The sequence below is a fragment of the Pseudogemmobacter blasticus genome (assembly GCF_003071405.1).
Classification (GTDB): Bacteria; Pseudomonadota; Alphaproteobacteria; order Rhodobacterales; family Rhodobacteraceae; genus Pseudogemmobacter; species Pseudogemmobacter blasticus.
In genome coordinates this window covers 3,477,037-3,502,479 of record NZ_CP020470.1, presented here as the reverse complement: position 1 = coordinate 3,502,479, position 25,443 = coordinate 3,477,037, and the positions used below count along the sequence as shown (strand labels likewise).

Below are 25,443 nucleotides of genomic sequence, written 5' to 3'. Positions count from 1 at the left end.
CCCCGGACATCCGGCCGCCCCTGACACACTCCAATCTGATCGCTCATTCCCCCGGCGCGTCGGGCTTGTCAGCCTGGCCGGGTCTGGGGCGCCGGGCCGCGCGTTCGCCGGCATGTCGCAACAGGGCTGCGAAGCGCCAGCCGCCGTGCGACAGCTTGCCAAAGGGCAGAAGCAGCGCAAACCCCAGCACGCTGCCCAGATGCAATGCCAGCATCAGGCCCATGACGGGGGTCTCGCGCAGGGCAAGAAGCAGCAGCCCGGAACCGGCGACGGCGGCAAGCTGGGCCCGGGCGAAACGGTCCTCGGCCAGCATACGGGCACTGGCCGGGGCCTGATCGGCCGACCGGCTGCGTCGCTCCAGCAGCGTGAGGCCGGCCAGCATCGCCAGACCACCGATCGCGCCCAGCAGAACCGGCAGGCTGACCACCGGGTAAGGTGCCACCTGGCCGCGGCTGTGCAACCAGGCCCCCGCCAGCGTGGCCAGAAAGGTCAGAGCAAACCCGTAGGCAACCAGGTGATGCGCAAGGCGCCGGATCAGGCTGACGCGGCCCTGCCGGTCTTCGCAGCCGGGGGCGCCGTGGCCAAGGTTGCGCAGGGTGGCGGCATCGGTCAGCGCCCTGACAAGTGTCGCCGGGCTGTGCCGCGTGGCCGGCCCGCCCGAGCGGCGCCAATGGCGCCAGACCCTTGCCACCAGCAGCACGCCCGCCCCGGCAAAGGCCAGCGCCGCGCCCGCCGCCATCACCGGATGGGGGATCACCCGGTAAAAGGCCCCCGACCCGGCTTGCGGCGCGAACAGCACCTGCGACGGCACCAGAAGCAAGGTGCCAAGCACGGGTGCGAACAGGCAGAACAGGAACAGCCAGACCGCGAAACGGGGGCCGGCAGGCCGCCGGGGCAAAGGTCCGGCATAGTCTTGCGCCCGCACCTCGGCCAGCGCGGCGGGGACGTTGATCGCCAGTTCATGCGGCAGGGTATATTGGCAATCGGCGTGACAGGACCGGCAATCGTGGCACAGATGGGCAAGATGGCGCAGATCGCCGTCCCGCAAGCCCTGCCGCAACTGGGCCGCCGGGAAGACATCGCAAAGCCCGGTGCAGAACCCGCAGGTGTTGCACAGGTTCATCGTGCGCCGGGCATTGGCAAGCGGATCTTCCGGCGGCGGCGCAGACGGGGCGATCCGGTCTGCAAGGGCCGGCCCCTGCGCGGGCAGAACCGCAGACCCGGCCAGCGCTGCCGCCTCGCGCCCGGCGATGCGACCGAAGACGCCGGCAATGGTCAGCCCCATGCCCGAAAGGTAGCCCGGGCCCAGGATCTGGCCGCACATGGCGGTGCCCGCCGCGAAAAGCTGCGGCGCGGTGCCCCCTGCGGCAAGGCGGATTCGCGTACTGGCGTCGACGGCGGCTCCGTGGCGCGTAAAGGCCAGCCCAAGCCGCATGGGAATGGCCGCAAGGGGGCCGTCAAGCCGGCCCAGAGGGGCCGTGTCGCGCAGGGTGCGCGGTGGATCGGGCGGCGGACCGCCGGCCTGCCAATCCCTGATCTCTTGCAGCGTGACGGTCAGGCCATCGGGGTCGATGCCACAGGCAAGGGCCAGCGCCACGGGCGTGGCCGCGCGCAGCGGCGGATACATCAACGGCGGCAGACGGGCGGTGCCCTCGGGCCCCAGAATGATCCAGCCGCGCGGATCCGGCCGGTCTTGCAGAAGACGCGCCCAATGCGAGAACCTCTCGGGGCTGATCGTGGCGCCTTCATCGCCAAGGCGGCGGCCATCAGGGCCGACGACAAGGCCAAACTGCATACCGTCCAACCTGCTGACAATTCCGGCATCGTCTTGTGGCGCGCGGGCATCAACCGGGACAAGGTGGCCATCGCCCGGCAAACCGGCGGCGGCAGCCCCGTGCGACAACAGCCAAAGCAGCGGTTCGCCCTGCTGGAACGGCGTGCCCCGATTGGCGATCACCGCCGCGCGCGGGCCAAGGTGGCGGGCCAGCTCGCCCCTGTTTGCGCCCGTACCGCCGCAGGCCAGCACCACGGCAGCGGCGGCAATCTGCACCGGCCCCTCGGGCGTGTCGGCAAGAATGTGCAACGGGGCGGCCGTTTGCGGCGACAGCGCGGCCGGATCTAGGGCGCGGACCCGCCAGCCGGTGCGAATATCCACCCCCAGGGCGACAGCACGGCGGACCAGCGCATTGACCAAGGCCTGCCCGCCCCCGCGCAGAAAGACGGTTCGGCGGGAATAGGGCAGATTGCCGTCGGCCCAGGGTTCGAAAGCCACCCCCTGCGCCAGAAGCCAGGGCCCCAGGTCGCCCGCGCCTTCCGCCAGACGCTCTGCAAGGTCTGGATCAGGCGCAGCCTTGCGCCGAAGATCCGCCAGAAAGGCCGCGGCGGGGTAACTGTCGCGCTGGAAGGGCGTTTCGGTAGGGTTGACCAGACGCAGGTTGCGGCAATGGCGGGCGTTGCCGCCCAACAGCTCGCGCGGCGCGGCATCCACCAGCATCACGGCGGCCCCGGCCTCACGCGCATCGATGGCGGCGCAAAGCCCGGCGAACCCGCCACCGATGACCAGAACCCTGTTGCCGCCGTCCGCCACCACTCCCCCCCGTCTCTTCGCGGGCAAACGGTTTCACGGATGCGTCCGATCCTCAAGGGCACCCCTATTCGCAACCTGCGGCGGAAAGGCGGTTGACATGCCGCGGCGGTTATGGCCGGTAAAGGGCATCATCGGTCCCTTGCCGGGCATCATCGCGCGGCGAGGGGGAGAGAGGGAATACGGTGCGGCCCGCAGGGGCCAATTCCGTGGCTGCCCCCGCAACTGTAAGCGGAGAGCGACGCCGAACACGCCACTGGGCCAACCGCCCGGGAAGGCCGGCCGAGCCAAGACCCGCGAGCCAGGAGACCTGCCGGCGAGGCATGGTGAAGAGCGATCTTCGCCTGCAATCAACCGGACGCCGGGGTGTGCGTCTGGCTCGCAGAGCCGGAACAACGCCCTGCGTGCCTTTCATCCCGAACGTCCTTTCTGGATTCCGTCTTCTGACGGCACAAGAGAGGAACGACCATGACCCTTCGCCCTGCCGCGCTGATCGCCGCGGCCTGCCTGTTGCCCTTGCCCGCCGCAGCGCATTTCCAACTGATCCATGTTGAAAACCCCATCATCGAAGGCCCCGGCGATGTGCCGTTGCGGCTGATCTTTTGGCACCCTTTCGAGAACGGCCATGTGATGGACATGGGCCAACCGCTGGCCTTCTACAGCGTGAACAAGGGCAAGAAGACCGACCTGATGGATCGGCTGAAGCCGATCACCTTTACCGGCGTTGAAAATGCGGCGGCCGCCTATGAGGCCAGCGTGCCGGTAACAAAGGCCGGCGATTATGTGCTGGTGGTTGAACCCGCCCCCTATCTGGAACCCAGCGAGGATGTCTTCATCCAGCAACTGACCAAGGTCTATCTGAACCATGCCGAACTGCCGACCGACTGGATGGAACCGCAGGGTCTGGCGACCGAGATCCTGCCGCTGAACAAGCCCTACAACATCATTGCAGGCTCTACCTTCAGCGGGCAGGTGCTGGCCGAAGGCAAGCCGGTGCCCGGCGTCGAGATCGAGGTCGAGTTCATGGCCGCAGAGCCGGACCTTGCCACCAATACGGCGAAATCGGCCGTTGCCGGGCCAATGCCGGGCGGGTCGGTCGTGGTGGTTTCCGATGCCGACGGAACCTTCACCTTTGGCATTCCCAAGGCCGGCTGGTGGGGCTTTGCGGCGCTGGGGTCCGGCCCGGCCAAGGAACATGAAGGCAAGGAACTGAGTCAGGATGCCGTGATCTGGGTGCGCGCCTGGGATCTGGAGTAAGCCATGCACATCGTTGATGGCGCGCTGTCCAACCCCGTGGTGATCGGGGGCGCCGTGATCGCGGCCGGGGGCATTGCCCTTGGCCTGCGGGCGCTGACGGTTGAAAAGATACCCACCGCCGGCGTGTTGTCGGCGGCGTTCTTCGTGGCCTCGCTGGTGCATGTCCCGATCGGCCCCTCATCGGTGCACCTCATCCTGAACGGTCTGGCCGGGGTCATCCTGGGCTGGGCCGCGTTTCCGGCGCTGTTCGTGGGCTTGCTGTTGCAGGCGGTGTTCTTCGGCTTTGGCGGGGTCACGGTGCTGGGGGTCAACACCGTGAACATCGCCCTGCCGGCGGTGCTGGTCGGCATGGCCTGCGGCCCGTTCATCCGCCGCGGAACCGCCCTGACCGCCACGGTCTGGGCCGGCATCGGCGGCGCACTGGCGATTGCGCTGACAACGCTGTTCGTCGCGCTTTCGCTGATGCTGAGCGGCGAACAGTTCCTGCCCGCCGCCAGGCTGGTGTTCTTTGCCCACATCCCGGTGATGGCCATCGAAGGCGTGCTCACGGCTGCCGCGGTATCGCTGGCCCGCAAGGTGAAACCCGAACTCTTCCATGCTCTTGAGGTGGCACGATGAAACAGGCCGGATCTCTTGCAACGGCGGCCCTTTGCCTGATGCTGGCGCCCTGGCCCGCCCTGGCGCACAAGGTGATTGCCTCGGTCTATCCTGCAGGCCGCGCGATCGAGGGCGAAATCGGGTTTTCCAACGGCGATATGGCGGCGAACAGCAAGGTCACCGTAACCGACCCGGCCGGCCGCCCCTTGGGCGAAACCACAACGGACGAGGGCGGTGTTTTCCTGTTCACCCCGACCGAACCCGTGGACCATGTGTTCCGCGCCGATCTGGGGGCAGGCCATGTGGCCGAGGTGACCATGAGCGCAGCCGATGTGGGCGGCATCCTGGGCAAGGCCACCCCGGCGGCAGCCACCGCCGCCCCGGACGCCGTCCCTGCCCCGGCCGCCGCGTCCCCCGGTGGGGCCGCCGCCAACGGACCCGCGCTGGATGAAGCCGCCATGGCCCGGATCGTGCGAGACGAGATGCGCCCCCTGCGACAGGAGATCGCCGCCTACAAGGAGAAGAACGATCTGCAATCCATCCTGGGTGGCATCGGTTACATCGCCGGGCTGTTCGGGATCGGCTTCTATGTCGCGGCGCGCCGCCGCCCCATGGCGCGCTGACCGTGGCGCATCTGCTTGGCCTTGGCGAAACGGGCGCGGTGGGGCTATCGCCCCGCCCTTCGCCGCTTGTCCGGCGGCTGGACCCGCGCGGGCGTATTCTGGCGGCGCTGGCCTTCGCGGTGGTGGTCACGGGGCTGTCCAGCCTGACAGCACTGGTGGCGGCGCTGGCGGCGGCACTGGCCCTGCTGGCGGTATCCGGCCTGCCTGTGGCAACCACCCTGAAACGCATGATGCTGATGGACGGGTTCATTGTCTTCATGCTCGTGCTGCTTCCGTTCTCGACGCCGGGCACGGCGCTTCTGGTGGTGCCCGGCGGCTTTGTCGCCAGTGCGGAAGGGCTGCGGCTGGCGGTCGAAATTGCGCTGACCGCCAATGCGGTGATCCTGGCGCTGATGGTGCTGGTCGGCACGATGGAGCCGGTGGTGCTGGGACATGCGCTGGCGCGGCTGCGGGTGCCGGAACGGCTGGTGCATCTGCTGCTGTTCACGGTGCGCTACATCGAAGTGTTGCGCGACGAATACAGCCGGTCGCGACAGGCCATGCAGGCGCGCGCTTTCCGCCCCGGCAGCAACCGGCATTGCTGGCGCAGCCTTGGCCAACTGGTCGGAATGATGCTGGTGCGCGCGCTGGAACGGTCTGAGCGTATTCTGCAGGCGATGAAGTGCCGCGGCTTCACCGGGCGGTTGCCGCTGCTGTCAGACCTGCGGTTCGGCCGGATCGACGGGTTGGCGGCGGGGCTGTTCCTTGCCGGGCTTCTGGGGCTGGTTCTGCTGGAGATGTGCCTTGCCGACCTTGCTTGAACTGGAAGAGATCCACTTCGCCTATCCGGGCCAGGCACCCGTGCTGCGCGGCGCCAGCCTGTCCGTGGCGGCAGGAGAGCGGATTGCCCTGGTCGGACCGAACGGATCGGGGAAATCCACGCTGCTGCGCATCGCGCTGGGGCTGGTTCTGCCCCTGCGGGGCCGGGTGCGGGCCTTCGGACAGGAGCGCAGGCACGAGGCCGCGTTTCATGACGTGCGGCGGCGGATCGGGCTGGTGTTCCAGGACCCCGATGATCAGTTGTTCTGCCCGACGGTGGCCGAGGACATCGCCTTTGGCCCGCTGAACCTGGGGCGATCCCGGGCCGAGGCCTTGCGTCTGGTGGACGAAGTCCTTGACCGGCTGGCGCTGCGACACCTGCGGGACAGGGTGACACATCACCTGTCAGGCGGGGAAAAGCGGCTGATCACACTGGCCTCGGTGCTGGTGATGGACCCCGAGGTGCTGCTGCTGGACGAGCCGACCAATGCGCTGGACCCGGAAAACGAGGCAAGGCTTCTGGAAATCCTGCAGACCCTGCCCCAGGCCATTGTGCTGGTCAGCCACGATGCCGCGTTCCGCGCGCAAGTGACCTCTCGCGAGGTGCGGCTGGAAAAGGGCATTGTGGTCGACCAACCCTAGCCGCCGGACGGCAGGCTGCGACAGCCCCCGCCCCTGCCGTTCAGACCAACCTTGCCCCGCGCCCCGCATCGTGGCGCCTTCGTCCCCCTTCCCGCAAGCATCCGGAAAGCCCCGGCAGACACACCAGACAACGCCAAGCGGCCGCGGATTCAAGGCCCTAATCATGCCCGTGAGGCAGTGCGAGAATTGATCAAGCTGAAAATCAAGGATTATGGCGGACAGTGAGGGATTCGAACCCTCGAGACGGTTCCCCGCCTACACACTTTCCAGGCGTGCGCCTTCGACCACTCGGCCAACTGTCCGTGGCGGCGGTCTTAGCGGTTCGGGCGCGGGGCGGCAAGGGGGTGCGGCGGGGGCTTTCGCGGAGAACCCGCAGATCAATCTGCCAGGGTGATCGAGACGCGGCGGTTCATCCGGCCCTTCTTTTCCACCTTGTCGATGGTGACATGGCCGATTTCGCCGGTGCGGGCGACATGGGTGCCGCCACAGGGTTGCAGATCGACTTGCCCCACCCCTTGGCCGATGCGGACCAGCCGCACCCTGCCCTGCCCTGCCGGCGGCCGGACGGACATGGTTTTCACCAGGCCGGGGTTGGCCTCCAGTTCGGCATCGGTGATCCAGGTTTCGGTCACCTTCAGATCACGCTCGATCAGCGCGTTCAGGGCGGCCTCCAGCGCGGCCGTGTCCGCGGGCGGGTCTGGCATGTCGAAATCCAGCCGGCCCCGGTCGGCGCCGATCTGGCCGCCGGTCACCGGCAGCGGGATCACCACCGACAAGAGATGCAGCGCGGTATGCACCCGCATGTGGCGGTGGCGGCGGGACCAGTCCAGCACCTGACGGACCTCGGCCCCCACCGGGGGCATCTGCACCGGCGCGGCGGGCACCAGCACAATGGCCCCGCCCTCACCCTTGACCGTGGTGGCAACGGGCAGGCGACCGCCGTCCCAGACCAGCCAGCCACTGTCGCCGGGCTGGCCGCCGCCCGTCGGGTAAAAGACCGAAGCGTTCATCACGATTCCACCTTCGGCGGTATGGGCCAGGACGCGGGCGGTGGCTTCTTGCAGATACGGGTCGGCGCGGAACAGCGGTTCGGTCGTCATGCGGGGTCGGCAGCGCCTGCGCGCCCTCCTTTCGGTTCCTCGGCCACCACGGGCGCGACGGGCGGGATCGGCGTTTCCGGCGCAGGCATCCGCAACGCCGCCAGCGCGGCGACGATCTCGTCGGCATTGCGCAGGGTGACATCCGACTGGGCGAAGGGAATCTCGATCCCCTCTTCCTCGAACCGCTTGACGATCTGGTGATTGATCTCGTTCTTCACCGACAGGCTGAAGTTCACGTCGCGCAGGATCACCCGGATCTCGAACATCATCGCATCGGCGCCAAAGCCCTGTAGCACCACCACCGGCGGCGGGTTCAGCACCACAAGCGGCTGCGCCTCTGCAATCTCGCGCAACACCGTCTCGACCTTGCGGGTGTCAGACCCGAAGGCCACGCCCACCGGCACGATCAGCCGGCCTGCAAGGCCGAAGCGCGTCCAGTTCTTCACCTGCTGGCTGACCAGATCGGCGTTCGGCACGATCACCATGGTGCGGTCGAAGGTCTGCACCCGGGTTGATCGCACCGAGATCGACTTGACGATCCCCTGCACCCCACCAACCTCGATCCAGTCACCTTCTGACACCGGGCGCTCGATCAGCAGGATGATCCCCGAGACGAAGTTCGACACGATGTTCTGCAGGCCGAAACCGATGCCCACGGACAGCGCACCGGCCACGATGGCCAGACCGGACAGGTCAATTCCGGTGGCATTGATGGCCACCAGCGCCGAAAGGAAGATGCCAACGTACCCCGTGCCCGAGACCAGCGCCGTCTGCCCGCCGCGATCCATGCGTGTGCGGGGCAGGATCGAGGTCTTCAGCGCCCCCTGGAACATCCGCGTCAGCATGTAGCCGATGGCGAAGATCACCGCGAACAGCAGGAAGTCGGTGGGCGAGATCCGCGTCTCGCCCATCTGGAACCCTTCGCGGAACCGGGTCCAGATTTCGGTCAGGTCTGCCAGACGCGCGCCCCAGATCAGCACGAAGACCGGCACCGCCAGCAGGGTCAGGGCAAAGCCGATCAGCACCGGGACAAGACCGTCGCGATCCGAAGCGGCATCGTCGCTGGGCGAGACCATCGCCCAGATGTCCGCCAGCAGGCGCTGCAACACCAGAAGCAGCGTGATGAGCCCCAGCGTGACGATGGCCGGGAAGATCATCGCCCGCGCCGCCGCCACATAGCCGAAGGCAGCCAGCGCCGGGCCGACAAAGCCGATCACCGTCACCACCTTGGCCAGGATCGACAGCAGCCGCAGCACATAGCTTTGCGAGCCGGCCTCGCGCGCAAGGCGCAAGACCCGGCCGATGCGGATCAGCACCAGCCCGCCCGCAACCAGGATCGGGAACGAGGCCACGGCCGTCACCGCTTCGGAATAGGACTGCGGGTCCATGGTGATGCTGCGCAGGAACTCTGCCGCGATCACCAGGCCCATCATCTGTGCCATGAAGCGGCCTTCGATGCGGCTCTCGGGCGGCAGCGGCAAAGCCGCATCCTCGCCCTGCTGGCGCGGGAAGGCACGCCCGCCCAGCCAGGCCGCGACAAAGACCGTAAAGCCCAGGAACGGCAGCGACACCGCGATCCGGCGGGTGACCTCGCCCAGCAAACCGCTGTTCAGCAGCGCAACAGTCAGCGCAACGGTGCCGGCCGTCGGCACCACCACCTGCCCCAGCGAGGCCAGAACCGACAGCACACGCCGCCGCGCCTCGGACCCGCCGGCCTGCATCCGGTCGACAAAGTTCTCGATCCAGCGCCGGGCATAGAAGGTCAGCCCGGCCCACAGCACCAGAAGCCCAAGGATCAATGGCAGATTGCTGAGGAATACCCCCCGGGCATCCTTGTTCTGCCAGCCCTCGCGCGCCTCATCCACAATCCGCATCAGCGTGTCCGAGATGCCGACCGCCGCCTCGGGCCAGTTGGCCGGGTTCACCGGCGCCGGCCAAAGCTGCAACAGCTCATTGGCCTGGCGTTCCCGCTGGGTGCGGTCGATCTCGCGGATCAGCCCGTCGGCCCGGCGATAGGCCTCTTCCGCCGTGATCCCCGGCGCCTGCAATTTGCCCAGCAGATCCGCCAGATCCGACCGGCGGCTGGCGATCTCGGGCGCCTCGGTCTTGCCTTCCTCGGGGGCGGGCCCCAGCGCCGCGATCTGTTCCTTGACCGTGGCGATCCGGGTCGAGTTCACGTTCTGCGCATTCAGCAGCGTTGCGCGCCACTTGGCCAACTGGTCGCGCAGTTCATCCAGCCGCTCGTCGCTGATGTTGCGGTTCTCAAGCTGGTCTTCAGCGGCACTCGCCGCCTTTTCCCACTCGGCATAGTCTACGGTCGGTTCGGCGGGGGCGGCCGCTTCGTCCGCCCATGCGGGCGCTGCGACCGGCCCGGCCACAAGACCCAGCCCGACAACCAGCGCCAGAACGGCCGGGATCAGCGCGCGCAGACCGCGCAGGCGGTCACACGTCTTCATAGACCGACGGCAGCGGACGCGCCCCGCGGGCCAGCCATTCGGGAACCGGCAGACCCTTTTCCCGCAGGAAAACAGGATTGTAGATCTTGGATTGGTAGCGGCTGCCATAGTCGCAAAGAATAGTCACGATGGTATGGCCCGGCCCCATCTCGCGCGCCATGCGGATGGCGCCGGCGATGTTGATCCCGGTCGATCCGCCCATGCACAGACCTTCGTCCGTGAGCAGATCGAAGATCAGCGGCAGTGCCTCGGCATCGGGGATGCGCCAACTGAAATCGGGGGTGAACCCTTCCAGGTTCGCGGTGATGCGCCCCTGCCCGATCCCTTCGGTGATCGAGCTTCCGGGCGATTCCAGCTTGCCGGTCGAATAGAAGGCGTGCAGCGCCGCCCCTTCCGGGTCTGCCAGACCGATCTTCACCCCCTTGGGCTGCAAGGCCAGACCAACGCCGGCGAGCGTGCCGCCCGACCCCACCGCCGCCACGAAGCCATCCACCTTGCCGCCGGTCTGTTCCCAGATTTCCGGCCCGGTGGTCTCGATATGCGCCTGACGGTTGGCCACGTTGTCAAACTGGTTGGCCCAGATGGCGCCGTTCGGCTCGGTCCGGGCCAGCGCCTCGGCCAGACGGCCGGAGTAGCGGACATAGTTGTTGGGGTTCTTGTAGGGGGCCGCCGGCACCTGCACCAGCTCGGCCCCTGCAAGCCGCAGCATGTCCTTCTTTTCCTGGCTCTGCGTCTCGGGGATCACGATCACGGTGCGGAAGCCCATGCTGGCCCCGACCAGCGCCAGCCCGATCCCGGTATTGCCCGCCGTGCCCTCGACAATCGTGCCGCCGGGCCTGAGCTGCCCCTTCGCGATGGCATCGCGGATGATGTAAAGCGCGGCGCGGTCCTTGACCGATTGCCCGGGGTTCATGAACTCGCACTTGCCCAGGATCGTGCAGCCGGTCATCTCGCTGGCGCGCCGCAGTTTCAGAAGCGGCGTGTTGCCGATGGTGTCGGCCAGATCGCTGTGAATACGCATACGGGCGGTGTCCTTCCTGCTTTCCTAAACGTGTAGGCAAGCCTCGCGGCAAACTCAAGTCACGCGGACCCACCCGGACCAGCAACGCCCTTCCCTTTTTGCCCCCGGCAAGAGAAGGCCTGACTGTCGCGGCGGGTCTTCATCGCCGGGCCCGCCCGGAGACATCGCCCGGGTGCAGGTTCTTCCCGCCTGTCTTGCGCACTTCAACCGGGCGGGATCGGCCGCCACGACGACCGCCATCATGGCCAAGGGATGCGCCTGCGCGGAAGGCAGGTCCGGGAAACCTCATGGCGCGGGGGCGGCTGTTTTCAGACAGGCCACGCCGTCGCCCCCTTCCAGCCCCCACGCGAAACGTCGCAGCGTCATTTCAGAAGGTTGACATTGCCAATCCTCGCACTTCTTTTGACCGTGCCCAGTGAAAGCCGATCATGCCCAGTCACTATATTTATGTGTACAGTCCGTCTGACTTCACCACCGCGATCCCGGCCGAGAACGGAAGCGGAAATTTCGGCGGAACCCTTCCCTACACGCTGACGCTCAAGCCCGGGGCAAAACCGACACGGGTTCTGGTCAACGACAGCAACGACCAGTTTCAGGAAGTGGACCCCAGTCAGAAACTGGCTGAAACCGTCACGATAAACGGCATCACCCGCCCGGCCGGAACCACCATCAACTCGGCTTATGATCTTTACAGCACCAGCAGTTCCCTGCGGGTGATCACGGTGCATTTCGGCGGCGACGGTTATTTTTCCGGCCCCGTTCACGGGCTTGTTTCCACCGAACCGCTTGTGCCGGGCCAACCCTATACCTTCAACAGATCGGTCACGTCGAACTCGGCGCCGATCAACTACGCTAACCTTGCCTGTTTTGCCGAAGGCACCCGCATCCTGACCGATCAGGGCGAAGTTGCCGTGGAAACGCTGAAGGCGGGGCAGATGCTGGTCACGCTGGACAACGGCCTGCAACCGTTGCGGCGCCTGTTGCAGACGACGGTTGCCGCAGACGGGCATCACGCCCCGGTGAAGGTGCCCGCCGGCAGGTTCGGCAACCGCCGCGACCTGTGGCTGTCGCCGCAGCACCGCGTGCTGATCCGTGGTCCACGGGCTGAACTGCTGTTCGGCGAAGCTGAGGTTCTTGTGTCGGCCATTCACCTTGTCAGGTCGGGCCTGGCCGTGCAGACCCCGCAACCGGAAGTGACCTATTTCCATCTGTTGCTGGACCGGCACGAAATCCTGTTCTCGGAAGGGGCGCCGACCGAAAGCTACCTGCCCGGCATCGAGGACGAGCTGATCCAGGTCGATGGGGCCACAGCCATGCCGCGCCCTGGCCCCTATCGCGCGGCCAACAGCCCCCGCACAGCACGGCTGTGCCTGCGCGGCTATCAGGCCGCAGCGCTTCTGGCCGCCTGAGAACCACGCCTCCATCCGGCACAAGGGGGCCGCTGCCGCCTTTTGCACAATAGCCCCGGGCCCTTTCGGGCACCGGAGCAATGGCGGTGGCGCGTTCCGATGTCAGACGATGCGCGCCCCAACCCCGGGGCGCGCGCGTCCGGTCAGCCTTCCCGGGCGACCAGCAGCCCATCTTTCTTCAGCCCGGCATAGCATTCGTCCAGGCTCTTCTTCGCCCGGTCAACCAGGATGTCGATTTCGGACGGGGTGATGACCAGCGGCGGCGCGATGATCATCCGGTCGCCCACGGCGCGCATGATCAGGTCATTGGCAAAGCAGCGCTCGCGGCAGCGATAGCCCACCGTCCCCTCTTCCCCAGCGAACTTGGCGCGCTTGGCCTTGTCCGGCGTCAGCGCGATGGACCCCATCAGCCCCACCAGCTTGGCCTCACCCACCAGCGGATGCTCGGCCAGTGCGTCCCAGCGTTCCTTGAGGTAGGGGTGCGCCACGTCACGGACATGCTCGACCACCTTCTCGTCCTGCATGATGCGCAGGTTTTCCAGCGCCACCGCGGCCGCCACCGGATGGCCGCTGTAGGTGTAGCCATGGAAGAACTCGCCCGCGCCGCCCACAACCTCGGCCACCTCATCACACACGATGCTGCCGCCGATCGGCTGGTAGCCCGAGGACAGGCCCTTGGCGATGGTCATGATGTGGGGCTTGATGCCGAAGGTCTGGCTGCCGAACCATTGCCCGGTGCGGCCGAACCCGGTGATCACCTCGTCCGCGATCAGCAGGATGCCGTACTTGTCGCAGATGCGCTGGATTTCCGGCCAATAGGTCCGGGGCGGAATGATCACGCCGCCCGCGCCCTGCACCGGCTCGCCGATGAAGGCCGCCACATTGTCCGGCCCGACCTGCAGGATCTTCTCTTCAAGCTGACGTGCCCGGGCCAGGCCGAACTCGTCCTCGCTCATGTCGCCGCCCTCGGCCCACCAGTAGGGTTGGTCGATGTGCTCGATGCCGTCGATCTTGCCGCCATGGGCGTGGATCGGCTTCATCCCGCCAAGGCTGCCCCCGCCCATGGTGGAGCCGTGATAGCCGTTCCAGCGCGCGATGATGGTCTTGCGCCAGGGCATCCCCTTCACGTCCCAGTAGCGGCGGACAAGGCGGATGTTGGTATCATTCGCTTCCGACCCGGAAGACGCAAAGAAGACGTGATTAAGATCGCCCGGCGCCAGTTCGGCGATCTTGGCAGCCAGTGCGATGGCGGGCACATGGGTGGTCTGGAAGAAGGTGTTGTAATAGGGCAGCTCATCCATCTGACGCGCGGCGACCTGCGCCAGTTCCTTGCGGCCATAGCCGATGTTCACGCACCACAGGCCGGCCATGCCGTCGATAATGCGATGGCCTTCGCTGTCGGTCAGCCAGACGCCCTCGCCCCGCAAGATCACCCTTGCCCCCTTCGCGGCCAGCCCGGCCTTGTCGGTGAAGGGATGGAAATGGTGCGCCGCGTCCAGCTTCTGCAGCTCGGCCGTGGGCAGGTGGTTGGTGATCATGTTCATCGGGGCCTCCTGACGGAATCGTCCGGGGCCGAATGCCCCGCTTTGCCCCAGCTTAGGAGCAAAGCCGAAGAGCTTCAAGGAATTTGATCAAATTATGAAAGGGCAAACGCCCGAGTGTTTCATCTGTCCTGAAATATCCCCGCCGGAGGCAATCCCCGAGCCGGTTGGGCCGCGCCACGCGCGGACCAGAGGCGAGACAAAGGGTAGGCGGCCGCGGTTCGCGGCCGCTCCGCCTCGGTCGCGGTCGCGGTCGCGGTCAGAGCCCGCCTTCGGTCAGCGCCTGCCGGACATGGTCGATGCCCTGCTGGATGTCGCGGGAAATGGCCGCCGCCAGCGCCTCCGCATCGCCTGCCCGCATCGCGGCCAGCGCCTCGTGGTGGCGGTCGGGCAGCGCCGAGCGGCCATAGCGGCCAATCACCGCCCGCAGGCTGGGGCCGGCCCGCAACCAAAGCGAGCGGGCAAGATCCAGCAGGACAGGCGCATTGGCGGCCTGGTAAAGCGTGAAATGGAAGGCGTGGTTCGCGGCCAGGTAATCGGGCAACTGGCCGGCCTCGACGGCATCGGTCACCCGGTCGTCGATGGCAGCCAGCCTGGCGATCAGCGCCGGGGTCACATGGGCAGCGGCGCGGCGGGCAAGTTCCGGTTCAACGGCAAGGCGGACGAAGGCCACCTGATCCAGCATGTCCGCCGTCATCGGCGGCACCGCGACGCGGCGGTTGCCCTGCGGCAAGAGCGCCCCTTCCGCCGTCAGCCGGCGAATCGCCTCGCGCACCGGGGTCATCCCGGCGCCCAGACCGGCAATCAGCCCTTGAATGGTCACGGGCTGGCCGGGCGCAAGATGGCCATAAAGGATCATGTCGCGCAGCCGGGCGTAGGTGATTTCATGGGTCGGGATCTTGCGGTCGGCGTCGTCCATGCAGTCTCCTCGCGCTTCGTGCCCTTTATGGCGCGGCGGGCGGCACAATCAAGATGTGATCAAATCAGGGCGGCGCGCAGCGTGTCGCGCTGCCCCGCCAGCCAGAACAGCGTCAGGATCAGCGGGGCATTGGCGATCTCGCCGCTGGCCACCAGTTCCAGCGCCTTGTCAAAGGGCAGCAGATGGCCGCGGATGTCCTCGGCTTCCTCGGCCAGACCATGAATTCCGGCGCGGCCATCCGGCAGGTCAACCGGCGCAACATAGGACCAGAGGAATTCCGACACCGCGCCGGGCGAGGGATAATAGGCTGCCACCTGAACCAGTCGGCCCAGCGTCAGCCCCGCCTCTTCCCGCGACTCGCGGCGGGCGGCCTGTTCGGGCGTTTCGCCGGCATCGACACGGCCTGCCACCGCCTCAAGCTGCCAAGGATTGGCCGCACCGCGCGCCAGCGGCCCGACGCGCATCTGTTCAACCAGCAGCACCCGGTCGCGGACCGGATCCCAAGGCAGCACGGTGACCGCATCGCAGGCGACAAACACCTCGCGGCGGACCGGGCCCAAGGTGGCACCGTCAAAGCGGCGGTGGTCAAGTGTCAGACTTTCGACGGCGAAGAAGCCGTTGAAATCATGGGACAGATGGCTGATCGCCACATCGCCGGGGGCTGCCGCATGGCGCAGACTGGCCGGAGACGAGGCCGCCGATGCCCGCAGGGTCGAGGCCGCCCGCGCCAGCATCGGCCCGCGCCGCGCGCGCAGCCGTTCCGCCGGAACCTGTTCCATCGCGGCCAGAATATCCGCGGCAAGCTGCCGTTCCAGCGCGGCATCCGGCGCGGCCAGCCCACCTGTCGCGGCCTGCCAGAACGCCAACCGCGCGGCCCCCTGACCATCCCTGCCCAAAATCAGCGCCCGAAGCTGCGCGTCCGACAGGCGCGCGTCGTCCTCTTCGCCCGGTTCGGATGTCACCGCCAGCGCCTCGCTGCGGCCTCGGCGACAAGGCCACCGATGATGCCGCCCAGGATCAGCACCCCCAGAACGCCGATGGTCAGCATCTTGCGCCCCTGTTCCAGCATGATCTCGAACGCGCCCAACACGGCATCCATCGGGCCGTCGTAGCCGTTCACCACGAAAGAGCTTTTGATCATCAGGTAGATGCTGAACAGCAACAGCGCAAAGAACGCCAGCGTGACCGAGGTGCGCAAGCCCGACCCCATGGCCTGGGCATAGCCCTGCCCGACCAGCCGCCCCATCACCCGCCAGCCGATCACCAGCCCCAGAAGCGCGGTCAGTTCCCGAAACAGCCCGACCGAAGCGCCTTGGCCAAGCGTGGGCACATGCGCATTTGCTGCCAGCCAGCCCACAAGGGCAAACCACAAGGCGGCGACAAGCTTGGCAGCGGTTGGCATGGTCAGGGGGTATCCGGTCGCCTGAGCGTGATCTGCGTCACATCGCAGTTTCCACCGCGGAAAGCGCCAGCGCAAGAGGTGAGGTAGAAGTCCCACATCCGCTTGAACCGCTCGTCAAAGCCCAGCTTCCGAACCTCGGACCAGCGGGCGTCAAAGGTCTCGTGCCAGCGCCGCAGCGTCTGGTCATAGCTGGAGCCGAACTCCATCGACCCGGCCACCGTCAGACCCGCGCGTCCGGCTTCGGCCCGCAAGGCCGAGGGGCAGGGCAACATGCCGCCGGGGAAGATGTATTTCTGGATAAAGTCCACCCCCCGGCGGTAGCTGTGCCAGCGGGCATCGGGCACGGTGATGATCTGCAGCGTGGCGTTGCGCCCGGGTTTCAGCCGGTCATAAAGCGTGCGGAAATAGACCGGCCAGTATTTCTCGCCCACGGCCTCGAACATCTCGATCGAGGCGATGCCGTCATAGGCGCCGCGCTCGTCGCGATAGTCCTGCAACTTGATCTCGACCCGGTCGGAAAGGCCCGCCTTGCGGATGCGGTCCACCGCATAGTCATGCTGGGCCTGGCTGATGGTCAGCCCGGTCACCCGCAGGCCGCGGCGGGCGGCGGCATATTCGGCAAAACCGCCCCAGCCGCAGCCGATTTCCAGTACATGATCGCCGGGCTTCGCCCCGATCAGATCGACCATGCTTTCGTATTTCGCCTCTTGCGCGCGCTCCAGGCTTTCCTGCCCGGTACGGAACAGCGCGCTGGAATAGGTCATGCTGTCATCCAGCCACAGCCGGTAGAAATCATTGCCCAGATCGTAATGCGCCGCGATGTTGCGCTTCGCCTGCCGGCGGCTGTTCGATTGCAGCCAGAAGCGCAGCTTTTCAAAGGCACGCACCAGACCCATGCCGGGAAAGGCATCGTTCACCACATTGTTGGCCGGCGACTGGATCAGGTCCAGAAAGGCCTGAAGGTCGGGCGTCGTCCAGTCGCCATCCAGATAGGCATCGCAAAAGCCCAACTCGCCCTCACGGATCAGCCGGGCGAACAGGTCGGGCGACTGGATGTCGATCTCGGCCACCGGGCCGGGCTTTGCCCCTTCGATGCGAAAGCGCCGCCCGTCCGGCAGAGCAAAATCCAGCCGCCCCTCGCCCAGACGGCTGGCAAGGCGGAACACCTGTTTGAAATAGCGCGGCAGTCCGGGCTGGCCCTCGGCCGAAGTCAGGATCTCCATGTCGCTCCCTGCGGATCTTGCTGTTGATATCATGGTTTCAGGATTGTCGCACCAGGTCAGGCCCTTGCATCGGCATAGGCCGCAAGGGCAAGCGCCCGGCCCCGGGCCAGATCGACCAGCGGCGGCGGTGCGGGCTGATCGGGCCGCAAGCCCCAGGATCGCGGCACCGCATCAAAGAACGACCGCGCCTCGGGCGATACCTTGTCAAGATAGCGGCGGCGATAGCGTCCCTCGGGGTCAAACTTCTGGGCCTGCGTGGCGGGGTTGAAGATGCGGAAATAGGGGGCGGCATCCGGGCCGGAACCAGCCACCCATTGCCAGCCCATGGCATTGGCGGCGGGGTCCCAGTCGGTGAGGCAGTCGGCGAACCAGTCCTGCCCCAGGCGCCAATGCGTCAGCAGGTGCTTGGTCAGGTAGCTGGCCACGATCATGCGGGCGCGGTTGTGCATGGTGCCAGTCACATACATCTCGCGCATGGCGGCATCGACGAAAGGCTCGCCAGTCTGGCCGCGCCGCCAACGGTCAACCTCGGGGCTGTCGCCGGCCCAAGGGAAGCGGTCCCACTCGGGCCGCCAGTTGGCCGAGGTGATCTGGGGCGTGTGGTGCAGCAGGTGATAGCTGAACTCGCGCCAGGCCAGTTCGCGGAGGAAGGCCCCCGCGCCCCGCGCGCCCATCTCCATGGCCCGAAACCCGGCGTGCCAGACCTCGCGGATGCCGATCTCGCCATAGGTCAGGGGTTCGGACAGGCGCGATGTGCCGTCGATGGCCGGGAAATCGCGCGTCTCGGCATAATCCGGGGCGATCCGGTCCAGGAAATCGCCCAGCCGGGCGCGGGCGCGGTCTTCGCCCACCCGAACATGGGCGCCAACGACTGCCGCGCCCCGGTTCATCGCCGCGCCCAGCCGCCAATCCGCCAGCCGGTCGGATGCAGGCCAGGCCGAAGGGCCGCGCAGCGCCGCCGGAGCAGGCTGCGGTGCCGGCACCGACCGACCGCGCAGCGCCGTCCAGAAGGGGGTAAACACGCGGTAGAAACCGCCCTGCCCGGTTTCAATCTCCCACGGCTCATGCAGCAGATGCCCGGCAAAGGATCGCGCCTCAAGCCCCTCGGCCTTGAGCGCCGCCTTCACGGCGCTGTCCCGCGCCACCGACACGGGATCGTAAAGCCGCGACCACCACACGCCGCCCGCGCCGGTTTCCGCCACCAGCGCCCGCAAGACCGCCAGCGCCGGGCCGCGCCGCAGGGTCAACCGCGACCCGACCCCGGCCAGCCGGTCCGCGAAATGGTCAATGCCCAGACCCAGCCGCCATTTCGGGGCCGCGCCCAGGGCTTCGGTCTCGGGGTCCAGCACGAAAACCGGCAACAGGGGGCGGCCGGTTGCCACCGCCGCCGCCAACATCGGCTGGTCGCCCAGCCGCAGGTCGCGGCGGAACCAAAGGATCAACGGTGTTTCGGTCATGCCCTGCCCGCAGTGTCACGCCTTATCCTACGCCGCAGCGCCGCGGGCGGATCACCGCCACGGGACCTGCGGACGCAGAAATATCGCGCGAACAGATGCGTTTGGCTACAGCACCGCGTCCAGCGCCGTGATCAGCCGCGCCACATCATCGGGGCTGGTGTAATGCACCGCCGACATCCGCAGCACGCCCTTGTCCAGATCAATGCCCAGGGCCTGCAACGGGCGCACGGCGTAAAAGTCGCCGGCCCAGCAGGCAATGCCCCGACGGCCCAGTTCTTCCGACACCGGCTCGGCCGCGGCGGCCAGTTCCACCGCCACCGTCGGCGCGCGCAGCGCCGCATCGCGCGGCCCGATCAGGCGCAGGTCATTGCGCGCTGACAGATAGTCCAGCAGCGGCTGGATCACCGCCGCTTCTTGCGCGCGCATCAGATCATGCACGCCGCGATTCCGCGCCGCCGGATCGCCCGACACGCCATGATGCGCCGCCAGCGCGTCGATGTAATCGGCCATGCCGGCACAGGCTGCCACCTGCGCATGGTCCGGCCCGGCGGGCGTGTGCCGTTTGTACAGCGTGCCATGGTTGAAGAAATGCGCCTGCCCCGGCAGTTCGAAACCAAAGGCTTCGCGCAGCACCATGATGCCCTGATGCGGGCCGAAGGTCTTGTAGGCCGAAAACAGATAGACATCGCAGCCCAGCGCCGGAATGTCGGGAAAGCCGTGCGGCGCATAGCTGACGCCATCCACCACCGTGCGCGCGCCAGCCGCCGCCGCAAGTGCGGAAATCGCTGCCACATCATTTACTTCCGCGACGACATTCGAGCAATGCGGGAAGCACACCAGCCGCACCTTGCCATCGGCCAGCAGCTTCGACAGCGCGGCCGGGTCAAGCGACCCGGTGGCCGGGTCCAGCGCCCATTCGCGGACCTCGATCCCATCGTCGGCCAGCCGCCGCCACACGCCGGAATTCGCCTCATGGTCCTGATTGGTGACAACGATGGCGCCATCCGTGCCGCGCAGCCATTGCCGCACTGCCTGCGCCAGCACATAGGTATTGGCACTGGTCGAGGGGCCGAAGGACACTTCCTCGCGCTTCACGCCCATCATGGCCGCCAGCCGGGTCCGTGCCTCGTCCATCTCGGCGCCACCGGCCTGCGCGCCGGGATAGGGCGCATAGGGCTGCACCTTGCGGTCGGTGTAGAACCGGGTCAGCCGGTTCACCACCTGCGCGCAGGGATAGCTTCCCCCGGCATTTTCAAAGAACGCATGGCTGGACAGCACGGGCGAGGAAAACGCCGGGAACTGCGAACGAACGAAATCAAGATCAAGCGCCACGAGGCGGCTCCTTTTGCATCTGGGCCGCGGGGCCGGGCCGCCCGCAGAGGCGGGAAATCCCGGTCCGCGGCAGGTCTTCCAGCCAGACCCGAAGGATGTCTCTCCCTCAGGCCAGACGCCGGAAAATCCCCGGCGTCGGCAAAAACAGTAATGCCCCCGCAAACCCCGGGCAACCCCGCCGGCCACTCATCTGTCCGAAAATATCCCGGGGGTGCGGGGGCTGGCCCCCGCTACCTGCCGGATCACCGCAAGCCTGCGCCCGTCAGGCGTTCACATCCACCACCACACGCCCCTGCACCGCGCCTTTCAGGATTGCGGCACCCAGCGCCGGCACCTCGTCCAGCCGCGCGGGCCGGATCATGCCTTCCAACAGCCCAAGGTCCAGATCACGGGCGATGCGATCCCAGATCGCCACTCGCCGCGCCTGCGGCACTGTCACCGAATTGATGCCCAGCAGGTTCACCCCCCGCAGCAGGAAGGGAATGATGTTGGCCGGCACCGTCAGCCCGCCCGCATTGCCCACCGCCGCGACGCTGGCGCCAGATTTCATCTGCCCCAGAAGCCGCGCCAGCATGGTGCCGCCCACGGCGTCGATGCAGCCGGCCCAGGTCTCGGCCTCGAGCGGTTTCTTCACCGTCTCGGCCAGATCATCGCGCGGCACGATCCGCGCCGCGCCCAGATGACGCAGATAGTCGGCGGTCTCGGGCCGCCCGGTCACAGCCGCCACTTGGTAACCCAGCCGCGCCATCAGCGCGACCGCGACCGAACCGACACCACCCGCAGCACCGGTCACCAGCACCTCGCCCTGATCGGGCGTCAGGCCGTGGTCTTCCAGCGCCATCAGCGCCTGCATCGCCGTGAAGCCCGCCGTGCCCACTGCCATCGCCGTGCGCGTGGTCAGCCCCTGCGGCACGGCCACCAGCCAGTCGGCGCGGACGCGCGCCTTCTGGGCGTATCCGCCCCACTGCGCCTCGCCCACGCGCCAGCCGGTCAGGATCACCCGGTCGCCGGGGCGCCAGCGCGAATCCTCCGAAGCCTCGACCACGCCGGCGAAATCAATGCCGGGCACATGCGGCCAGGTGCGCACCAGGCCACCACCGCTGGCCGACAGGCACAGCCCGTCCTTGTAGTTCACGGTCGAATATTCGACCGCCACCGTCACCTCGCCGGGCGGCAGCGCCGTCTCGTCCAGATCGGCCAGACGTGCGACCGCGGCCCCGTCTTCGCCCTTCTCCACCAGCACTGCCCGAAACATCCGCCTCTCCCTACCGAATCCATGAAGGCACAGACTGCCCTCTGCCCGCACGGCAGGCAATCGTCTGCTATCCTGTCGTCCTGACGTGATTTCCGGCGCTTTCCCCCTTGCGTGACAGCCAACCGATGTCGACTTCATATTCACGCTTGTGATGCCATGGGTGCTGTCATAGCGTCCAAAAGCCACCCGGAATGGCCGCAAGGGGAAGACGGCCGCCAACGACAGAGGAGCACCATGAAACAATCCATCCGCCTTTTGGCCACCGCTGCCACGGCCCTTGCGCTTTCCACCGCAGCCCAGGCCGCCGACCCCGATCTGACCATTCTTGACTGGGCCGGTTGGGAAATTGACGGCGCGCTTGCGCCCTATGTTGCAAAGCACGGCGACAAGCCGACCTATGCCTTCTTCGCCGACGATGACGAAGCGTTCCAGAAGGTCTCGTCGGGCTTCAAGGCCGATGTGGTGCACCCCTGCCCCGGCGCCGTGCCGCGCTACCGCGATGCCGGTCTGATCGAACCCTGGGATACATCCAAGGTCGAAGCCTTCTCGAAGATCGACCCCAAGCTCTTCGACTCGCATTTCATCAAGGATGACGGCGGCGTCTGGTTCCTGCCCTTCGACTTTGCCTACACCGCCATCGCCTACAACACCAAGGAAGTGCCCGAGGCCGACGTTCAGTCGCTCGAAGTGTTCGCCGATCCGAAATACGCTGGCCGCATCTCGATCTCGGACAACTCGGACGATGTCTGGGCACTGGCATTTCTGGCGACCGGCGTTACCTCGTGGGAAAACGTGACGGATGAACAGGTCGCTGCTGCCGCCGCCTGGCTGCGCAAGGTCCATCCGAACGTCCGCTCTTACTGGTCCGACCCGTCGGAACTGGCGCAGATGATGGCCTCGGGCGAAATCCTGGTCGCCTGGTCGTGGAACGATCCGGTCGCCATCCTGATGTCGGAAGGCTTCCCGGTCGGCTTCAACCGCGCGCCGAAGGAAGGCTCGACCTCGTTCTTCTGTGGCTTCGTCAACATGAAGGACGGCCCCGGCAAGGAAGACAAGGTCTATGACTGGGTGAATTCGATGTATGCGCCGTCCAGCGCGGCCCCCATCGTTGAGGCGATCGGTTACGCCAACGTCAACCCCGATGCCATGGCAACGATCCCGGCAGAGCAGCAGAAGGCGTCCTTCGTCGACAAGATCGACACGACGCTGTTCCTGCAAACCCCGATGGACCCGGCCCTGCGCGACAAGCTGGTGGAAGAGTTCGAACTGATCAAGTCGGGCTTCTGATCGCCCGATCCTGACCACTGACCAAGCGGCGCCCAGTTCCTCCGGGCGCCGTTTTCGTTTCAGCCATTGCGAAACCAGCGGAGGCGTTACAGCCAGCCCAGCAAGCGCCACCACAGCCAGTCCAGCGGCAGAAGCAGAACAAGCGTCACCGCCGTAAGCGGCAGGGTCACGCGGACCAGGTGCCCCAGCCGTTCGCCGGACAGTTGCATTGCCAGGATCAGCGGGCCAACCTGATAGGGGAAGACCACCGTCGAGAACCCGACCACCTGCGTCATCAGCACAGCCTGCAACGACAGGCCCGTGGTTTGCACCATATCCTGCGCCATGGGCGTCAGCACGGCCGGCACACCCGGAATGGTGGTCACCAACCCGGTCACCGCCGACAGCAGCGAAAGCGACAGGAAGTTGACGAAGCTCTGCCCGGCCTCAAGCGGCAGCACCGCCAGCACCGCGCCGCCCACAGCCGCCCCGATGCCCGAGGCATTGACCAGCGCCCCAAGTCCAAGCGCGGCCGCGACGAAGACGATCATGCCGAAATCGACGGCGGCGTTGAACTCCTTGGCCGGAACCGCGCCGATGCCGGGCAGCAGCAACAGAACGGCAGAGGCGATGCCGATCCAGGCCGGGTTCACCCCATGCCAGGCGTCTGTCATCCACAGAAGCAGCGTCAGGCCCAGGATGACGGCGACCCGGGCTTCTGCCCCCGTACCGGCCACTGCGTCCGGCGAACTGGCTGGCGCCCCGGCCGTTTCACGGGCACGGTCAGGGAACAGCCAGATCACCAGCAGCACGGCCACCGCCGATTTTGCAACGCCCAGTAAGGGGTAGTGCAGCACCAGATAGGACATGTAGGAAAACCCGACGCCATACTGCGTCTCGGCAGCGCCGGCGAGGATCATGTTCGGGATGTTCGACGGCAGGATCGCAAAACTTGGCATGTTGCAGGCCAGCGCCAGAGCAACGGCCAGCCCCGCCCGCCCCTTCGTGCCGGCAACCAGCCCCAGACGGTCTGCCAAGGCCATGCCCACCGGCACCAGCACCACCGCCCGCCCGACCGATGACGGCATCACGAAACCAAGCGCCATGGCGGTGATCGTCATCACCGTTACAAGGCGTGCGTAACTGCCCGCAGCCAACGGCGCCAGCGCCGCCGCAAGACGCGCGCCCAAGCCCGTTCGACGGATCGCCGCCCCGATCACGAACCCCGAGACAATCAGCCAGACCGCCGCCGAACCGAAACCCGCAAAGATTAGGTCCGGCCTCGCAAGACCGGGGATCAGCACCGCGGCAAAGAAGATCAACCCGGTCACAAAGGGCGGCAATGCCCCGGTGGCCCAAAGGACAAGTGTCAGCAGAACCACACCGGCGCTGGCGCCCATCGGTTGCGGGAGTGGCCCAACGGCCAGCCACAGCGCCAGCAGCGCGGCAGCGGATAGAACGGTTGTGCGAAGGATGTTGGCGAGCATCGGGGGACTCATGTCTGGTAAACGAAGCGCTGTTGCAGGGCGCACCGCATCTTGCGGCCAGCGCAAGCCGACATTAGGTGCCGGATGGCAGATGCGGAAGATCGACAGAATGACAACATATATCGCTGATCCGCCAAAGCCGTTGCCAGAGCCCGGCCCCGATGCGCTGCGCCTGTCGCCGGCCGGGCCGGCCTATGTTCTTGATCCGTCGCGCCCCGTTCTGGTTCACTCCCGCGCCCTTGCCGCCGGATCGGTCATCACCCGCCACGCCCATCCGCGCGCGCAGCTATTGCAGGCGGTGCAGGGGTTGCTGCGGATCGAGACAGGCGGCGCGATCTGGCTGGTGCCGCCGGGGTTCGGTGTCTGGATTCCGGGCGGGGCAGTGCATGAGGTCACCATCGAGACCGCCGCGCGCACCGCGAATGTCTATGTCGATCCCAGCGTCACCGTCCGGCCCGGGCAGACCTGCGAAGTGGTGCCGGTGTCCCCGCTTCTGCGCCTGCTGATCCAGCGGATGCTGGACGAAACCCACCCTGACCGGCTGAACCGGCTGGGGGCAGTGGCCTGCGATGAAATCTCGGCGGCTGAACCCGCGCCGCTGAACCTGCCTGTCGGGCAGGACGCGCGGCTGCGGCGCGTCACGACCAGTCTTGCGCGAAACCCCGGTGACCCGCGTCCCCTGCCCGCGCTTGCCGCCGAAGCGGCGACCAGCCCCCGCACATTGGAACGGCTGTTTCGCGCCGAAACCGGCCTTGGCTTTCGCGACTGGCGGTCCCGGGCACGGCTGCTTCAGGCCGTTGCGCACCTGGAACGCGGCGAAACCTCGACCCGGATCGCCTATGGCCTTGGCTACCGCAGCGTAAGCGCCTTCGTCGCGGCTTTCCGCCAGCAGTTCGGCTGCGCCCCGCAGGCCTATCTTGACCGCCCGAACGGAACTGATCCGAACACCGACGCGGGAAAGGGTGCACAGGCAGATCTGGCGGAAGCGGTGGGATTCGAACCCACGGTGGAGTTCCCCCCACGCTAGTTTTCAAGACTAGAGCCTTAAACCACTCGGCCACACTTCCGTGCCGC

Annotated in this window: 21 protein-coding genes, 2 tRNA genes and 1 riboswitch; of the genes, 8 read left to right on the top strand and 15 right to left on the bottom strand. The window is 67.0% G+C overall.

Annotated features, from left to right (window positions below; all coding sequences use genetic code 11):
* Positions 1 to 43: 43 nt before the first annotated feature.
* On the bottom strand, positions 44 to 2,587 hold the full coding sequence (gene tcuA / locus B6K69_RS17035; protein ID WP_269467320.1) for an FAD-dependent tricarballylate dehydrogenase TcuA: 2,544 nt from the start codon (positions 2,585 to 2,587) through the stop codon (positions 44 to 46).
* A gap of 115 nt (positions 2,588 to 2,702) precedes the next feature.
* A riboswitch (cobalamin riboswitch) is annotated at positions 2,703 to 2,916 on the top strand.
* A gap of 136 nt (positions 2,917 to 3,052) precedes the next feature.
* On the opposite strand from tcuA, the gene B6K69_RS17030 reads away from it, so the two are divergent.
* The 5 genes from B6K69_RS17030 to B6K69_RS17010 are packed head-to-tail and all read left to right on the top strand — an operon-like array spanning position 3,053 to position 6,501.
* Positions 3,053 to 3,841 (top strand): DUF4198 domain-containing protein, encoded by a 789-nt coding sequence (locus B6K69_RS17030; protein WP_108644653.1) that lies wholly within the window; start codon positions 3,053 to 3,055, stop codon positions 3,839 to 3,841.
* Between the two features lie 3 nt (positions 3,842 to 3,844).
* A complete protein-coding gene (gene cbiM, locus B6K69_RS17025; protein WP_108644652.1) occupies positions 3,845 to 4,459 on the top strand; it encodes a cobalt transporter CbiM in 615 nt (204 codons plus the stop codon).
* Positions 4,456 to 5,061 carry an Ig-like domain-containing protein gene (locus tag B6K69_RS17020; RefSeq protein ID WP_108644651.1) on the top strand — a complete coding sequence of 202 codons (606 nt, stop codon included), beginning with the start codon at positions 4,456 to 4,458 and terminating at the stop codon, positions 5,059 to 5,061. The genes cbiM and B6K69_RS17020 overlap by 4 nt, the downstream gene beginning before the upstream one ends.
* Before the next feature lie 2 nt (positions 5,062 to 5,063).
* A complete protein-coding gene (cbiQ, locus tag B6K69_RS17015) occupies positions 5,064 to 5,861 on the top strand; it encodes a cobalt ECF transporter T component CbiQ (protein ID WP_418260080.1) in 798 nt (265 codons plus the stop codon).
* Positions 5,845 to 6,501, top strand: a complete 657-nt coding sequence (locus B6K69_RS17010) for an energy-coupling factor ABC transporter ATP-binding protein (RefSeq protein ID WP_108644650.1) — start codon at positions 5,845 to 5,847, stop codon at positions 6,499 to 6,501. The genes cbiQ and B6K69_RS17010 overlap by 17 nt, the downstream gene beginning before the upstream one ends.
* Positions 6,502 to 6,713: 212 nt before the next feature.
* Here B6K69_RS17010 and B6K69_RS17005 read toward each other — a convergent pair.
* From B6K69_RS17005 to B6K69_RS16990, 4 genes are all read right to left on the bottom strand, one after another.
* Positions 6,714 to 6,803: transfer RNA gene (locus B6K69_RS17005), tRNA-Ser, on the bottom strand.
* Positions 6,804 to 6,878: 75 nt separating this feature from the next.
* Entirely contained in the window at positions 6,879 to 7,601 is a 723-nt protein-coding gene (locus B6K69_RS17000; RefSeq protein WP_108644649.1) for an alanyl-tRNA editing protein, read from the bottom strand.
* A complete protein-coding gene (locus tag B6K69_RS16995) occupies positions 7,598 to 10,057 on the bottom strand; it encodes a DUF3772 domain-containing protein (RefSeq protein WP_108644648.1) in 2,460 nt (819 codons plus the stop codon). Before B6K69_RS16995 ends, B6K69_RS17000 begins: the two co-directional genes overlap by 4 nt.
* On the bottom strand, positions 10,044 to 11,078 hold the full coding sequence (locus B6K69_RS16990) for a cysteine synthase A (protein WP_108644647.1): 1,035 nt from the start codon (positions 11,076 to 11,078) through the stop codon (positions 10,044 to 10,046). Before B6K69_RS16990 ends, B6K69_RS16995 begins: the two co-directional genes overlap by 14 nt.
* 428 nt (positions 11,079 to 11,506) lie before the next feature.
* On the opposite strand from B6K69_RS16990, the gene B6K69_RS16985 reads away from it, so the two are divergent.
* Entirely contained in the window at positions 11,507 to 12,487 is a 981-nt protein-coding gene (locus B6K69_RS16985) for a Hint domain-containing protein (RefSeq protein ID WP_108644646.1), read from the top strand.
* A 143-nt stretch (positions 12,488 to 12,630) separates the two neighbouring features.
* On the opposite strand, the gene B6K69_RS16980 is transcribed toward B6K69_RS16985, so the two are convergent.
* The 8 genes from B6K69_RS16980 to B6K69_RS16945 form a co-directional block, all read right to left on the bottom strand.
* Positions 12,631 to 14,031, bottom strand: a complete 1,401-nt coding sequence (locus B6K69_RS16980) for an aspartate aminotransferase family protein (RefSeq protein WP_108644645.1) — start codon at positions 14,029 to 14,031, stop codon at positions 12,631 to 12,633.
* A 256-nt stretch (positions 14,032 to 14,287) separates the two neighbouring features.
* Complete coding sequence (locus B6K69_RS16975; protein ID WP_108644644.1) at positions 14,288 to 14,947, bottom strand: GntR family transcriptional regulator; 660 nt, start codon at positions 14,945 to 14,947, stop codon at positions 14,288 to 14,290.
* Positions 14,948 to 15,006: 59 nt separating this feature from the next.
* Positions 15,007 to 15,909, bottom strand: coding sequence for an NUDIX domain-containing protein (locus B6K69_RS16970; protein WP_108644643.1), 903 nt, complete (start codon positions 15,907 to 15,909; stop codon positions 15,007 to 15,009).
* Positions 15,906 to 16,349 carry a TrgA family protein gene (locus B6K69_RS16965; RefSeq protein WP_108644642.1) on the bottom strand — a complete coding sequence of 148 codons (444 nt, stop codon included), beginning with the start codon at positions 16,347 to 16,349 and terminating at the stop codon, positions 15,906 to 15,908. Before B6K69_RS16965 ends, B6K69_RS16970 begins: the two co-directional genes overlap by 4 nt.
* Before the next feature lie 2 nt (positions 16,350 to 16,351).
* Positions 16,352 to 17,572 (bottom strand): SAM-dependent methyltransferase, encoded by a 1,221-nt coding sequence (locus tag B6K69_RS16960; RefSeq protein ID WP_107671987.1) that lies wholly within the window; start codon positions 17,570 to 17,572, stop codon positions 16,352 to 16,354.
* Positions 17,573 to 17,628: 56 nt separating this feature from the next.
* Entirely contained in the window at positions 17,629 to 19,029 is a 1,401-nt protein-coding gene (locus tag B6K69_RS16955) for a cryptochrome/photolyase family protein (RefSeq protein WP_108644641.1), read from the bottom strand.
* Positions 19,030 to 19,134: 105 nt separating this feature from the next.
* A complete protein-coding gene (locus B6K69_RS16950) occupies positions 19,135 to 20,361 on the bottom strand; it encodes an aminotransferase class V-fold PLP-dependent enzyme (protein WP_108644640.1) in 1,227 nt (408 codons plus the stop codon).
* A gap of 262 nt (positions 20,362 to 20,623) precedes the next feature.
* Positions 20,624 to 21,616, bottom strand: a complete 993-nt coding sequence (locus B6K69_RS16945) for an MDR family oxidoreductase (RefSeq protein ID WP_108644639.1) — start codon at positions 21,614 to 21,616, stop codon at positions 20,624 to 20,626.
* Positions 21,617 to 21,850: 234 nt separating this feature from the next.
* On the opposite strand from B6K69_RS16945, the gene B6K69_RS16940 reads away from it, so the two are divergent.
* Positions 21,851 to 22,903 (top strand): extracellular solute-binding protein, encoded by a 1,053-nt coding sequence (locus B6K69_RS16940; RefSeq protein WP_108644638.1) that lies wholly within the window; start codon positions 21,851 to 21,853, stop codon positions 22,901 to 22,903.
* 86 nt (positions 22,904 to 22,989) lie between these two features.
* Here B6K69_RS16940 and B6K69_RS16935 read toward each other — a convergent pair whose 3' ends face one another.
* Complete coding sequence (locus B6K69_RS16935) at positions 22,990 to 24,369, bottom strand: SLC13 family permease (protein WP_108644637.1); 1,380 nt, start codon at positions 24,367 to 24,369, stop codon at positions 22,990 to 22,992.
* Between B6K69_RS16935 and B6K69_RS18670 the strand changes: the two genes are divergently transcribed.
* Entirely contained in the window at positions 24,356 to 25,396 is a 1,041-nt protein-coding gene (locus B6K69_RS18670) for an AraC family transcriptional regulator (protein WP_418260567.1), read from the top strand. The genes B6K69_RS16935 and B6K69_RS18670 overlap by 14 nt on opposite strands.
* On the opposite strand, the gene B6K69_RS16925 is transcribed toward B6K69_RS18670, so the two are convergent.
* Positions 25,347 to 25,436 (bottom strand) — tRNA-Ser (locus B6K69_RS16925). The genes B6K69_RS18670 and B6K69_RS16925 overlap by 50 nt on opposite strands.
* Between the last annotated feature and the right edge of the window lie 7 nt (positions 25,437 to 25,443).

What these genes read in the sequence shown, in the direction of transcription:
- B6K69_RS18670 (WP_418260567.1), top strand. Translation starts at nt 24,356, where the DNA reads ATGTTGGCGAGCATCGGGGGACTCATGTCTGGTAAACGAAGCGCTGTT.
- B6K69_RS16980 (WP_108644645.1), bottom strand. Translation starts at nt 14,031, where the DNA reads ATGAACATGATCACCAACCACCTGCCCACGGCCGAGCTGCAGAAGCTG.
- B6K69_RS17030 (WP_108644653.1), top strand. Translation starts at nt 3,053, where the DNA reads ATGACCCTTCGCCCTGCCGCGCTGATCGCCGCGGCCTGCCTGTTGCCC.
- B6K69_RS16975 (WP_108644644.1), bottom strand. Translation starts at nt 14,947, where the DNA reads ATGGACGACGCCGACCGCAAGATCCCGACCCATGAAATCACCTACGCC.
- B6K69_RS16955 (WP_108644641.1), bottom strand. Translation starts at nt 19,029, where the DNA reads ATGACCGAAACACCGTTGATCCTTTGGTTCCGCCGCGACCTGCGGCTG.
- B6K69_RS16985 (WP_108644646.1), top strand. Translation starts at nt 11,507, where the DNA reads ATGCCCAGTCACTATATTTATGTGTACAGTCCGTCTGACTTCACCACC.
- cbiM (WP_108644652.1), top strand. Translation starts at nt 3,845, where the DNA reads ATGCACATCGTTGATGGCGCGCTGTCCAACCCCGTGGTGATCGGGGGC.
- B6K69_RS16960 (WP_107671987.1), bottom strand. Translation starts at nt 17,572, where the DNA reads ATGGAGATCCTGACTTCGGCCGAGGGCCAGCCCGGACTGCCGCGCTAT.
- B6K69_RS17020 (WP_108644651.1), top strand. Translation starts at nt 4,456, where the DNA reads ATGAAACAGGCCGGATCTCTTGCAACGGCGGCCCTTTGCCTGATGCTG.
- B6K69_RS16965 (WP_108644642.1), bottom strand. Translation starts at nt 16,349, where the DNA reads ATGCCAACCGCTGCCAAGCTTGTCGCCGCCTTGTGGTTTGCCCTTGTG.
- B6K69_RS16995 (WP_108644648.1), bottom strand. Translation starts at nt 10,057, where the DNA reads ATGAAGACGTGTGACCGCCTGCGCGGTCTGCGCGCGCTGATCCCGGCC.
- B6K69_RS16990 (WP_108644647.1), bottom strand. Translation starts at nt 11,078, where the DNA reads ATGCGTATTCACAGCGATCTGGCCGACACCATCGGCAACACGCCGCTT.
- B6K69_RS17000 (WP_108644649.1), bottom strand. Translation starts at nt 7,601, where the DNA reads ATGACGACCGAACCGCTGTTCCGCGCCGACCCGTATCTGCAAGAAGCC.
- B6K69_RS16945 (WP_108644639.1), bottom strand. Translation starts at nt 21,616, where the DNA reads ATGTTTCGGGCAGTGCTGGTGGAGAAGGGCGAAGACGGGGCCGCGGTC.
- B6K69_RS16935 (WP_108644637.1), bottom strand. Translation starts at nt 24,369, where the DNA reads ATGCTCGCCAACATCCTTCGCACAACCGTTCTATCCGCTGCCGCGCTG.
- B6K69_RS16940 (WP_108644638.1), top strand. Translation starts at nt 21,851, where the DNA reads ATGAAACAATCCATCCGCCTTTTGGCCACCGCTGCCACGGCCCTTGCG.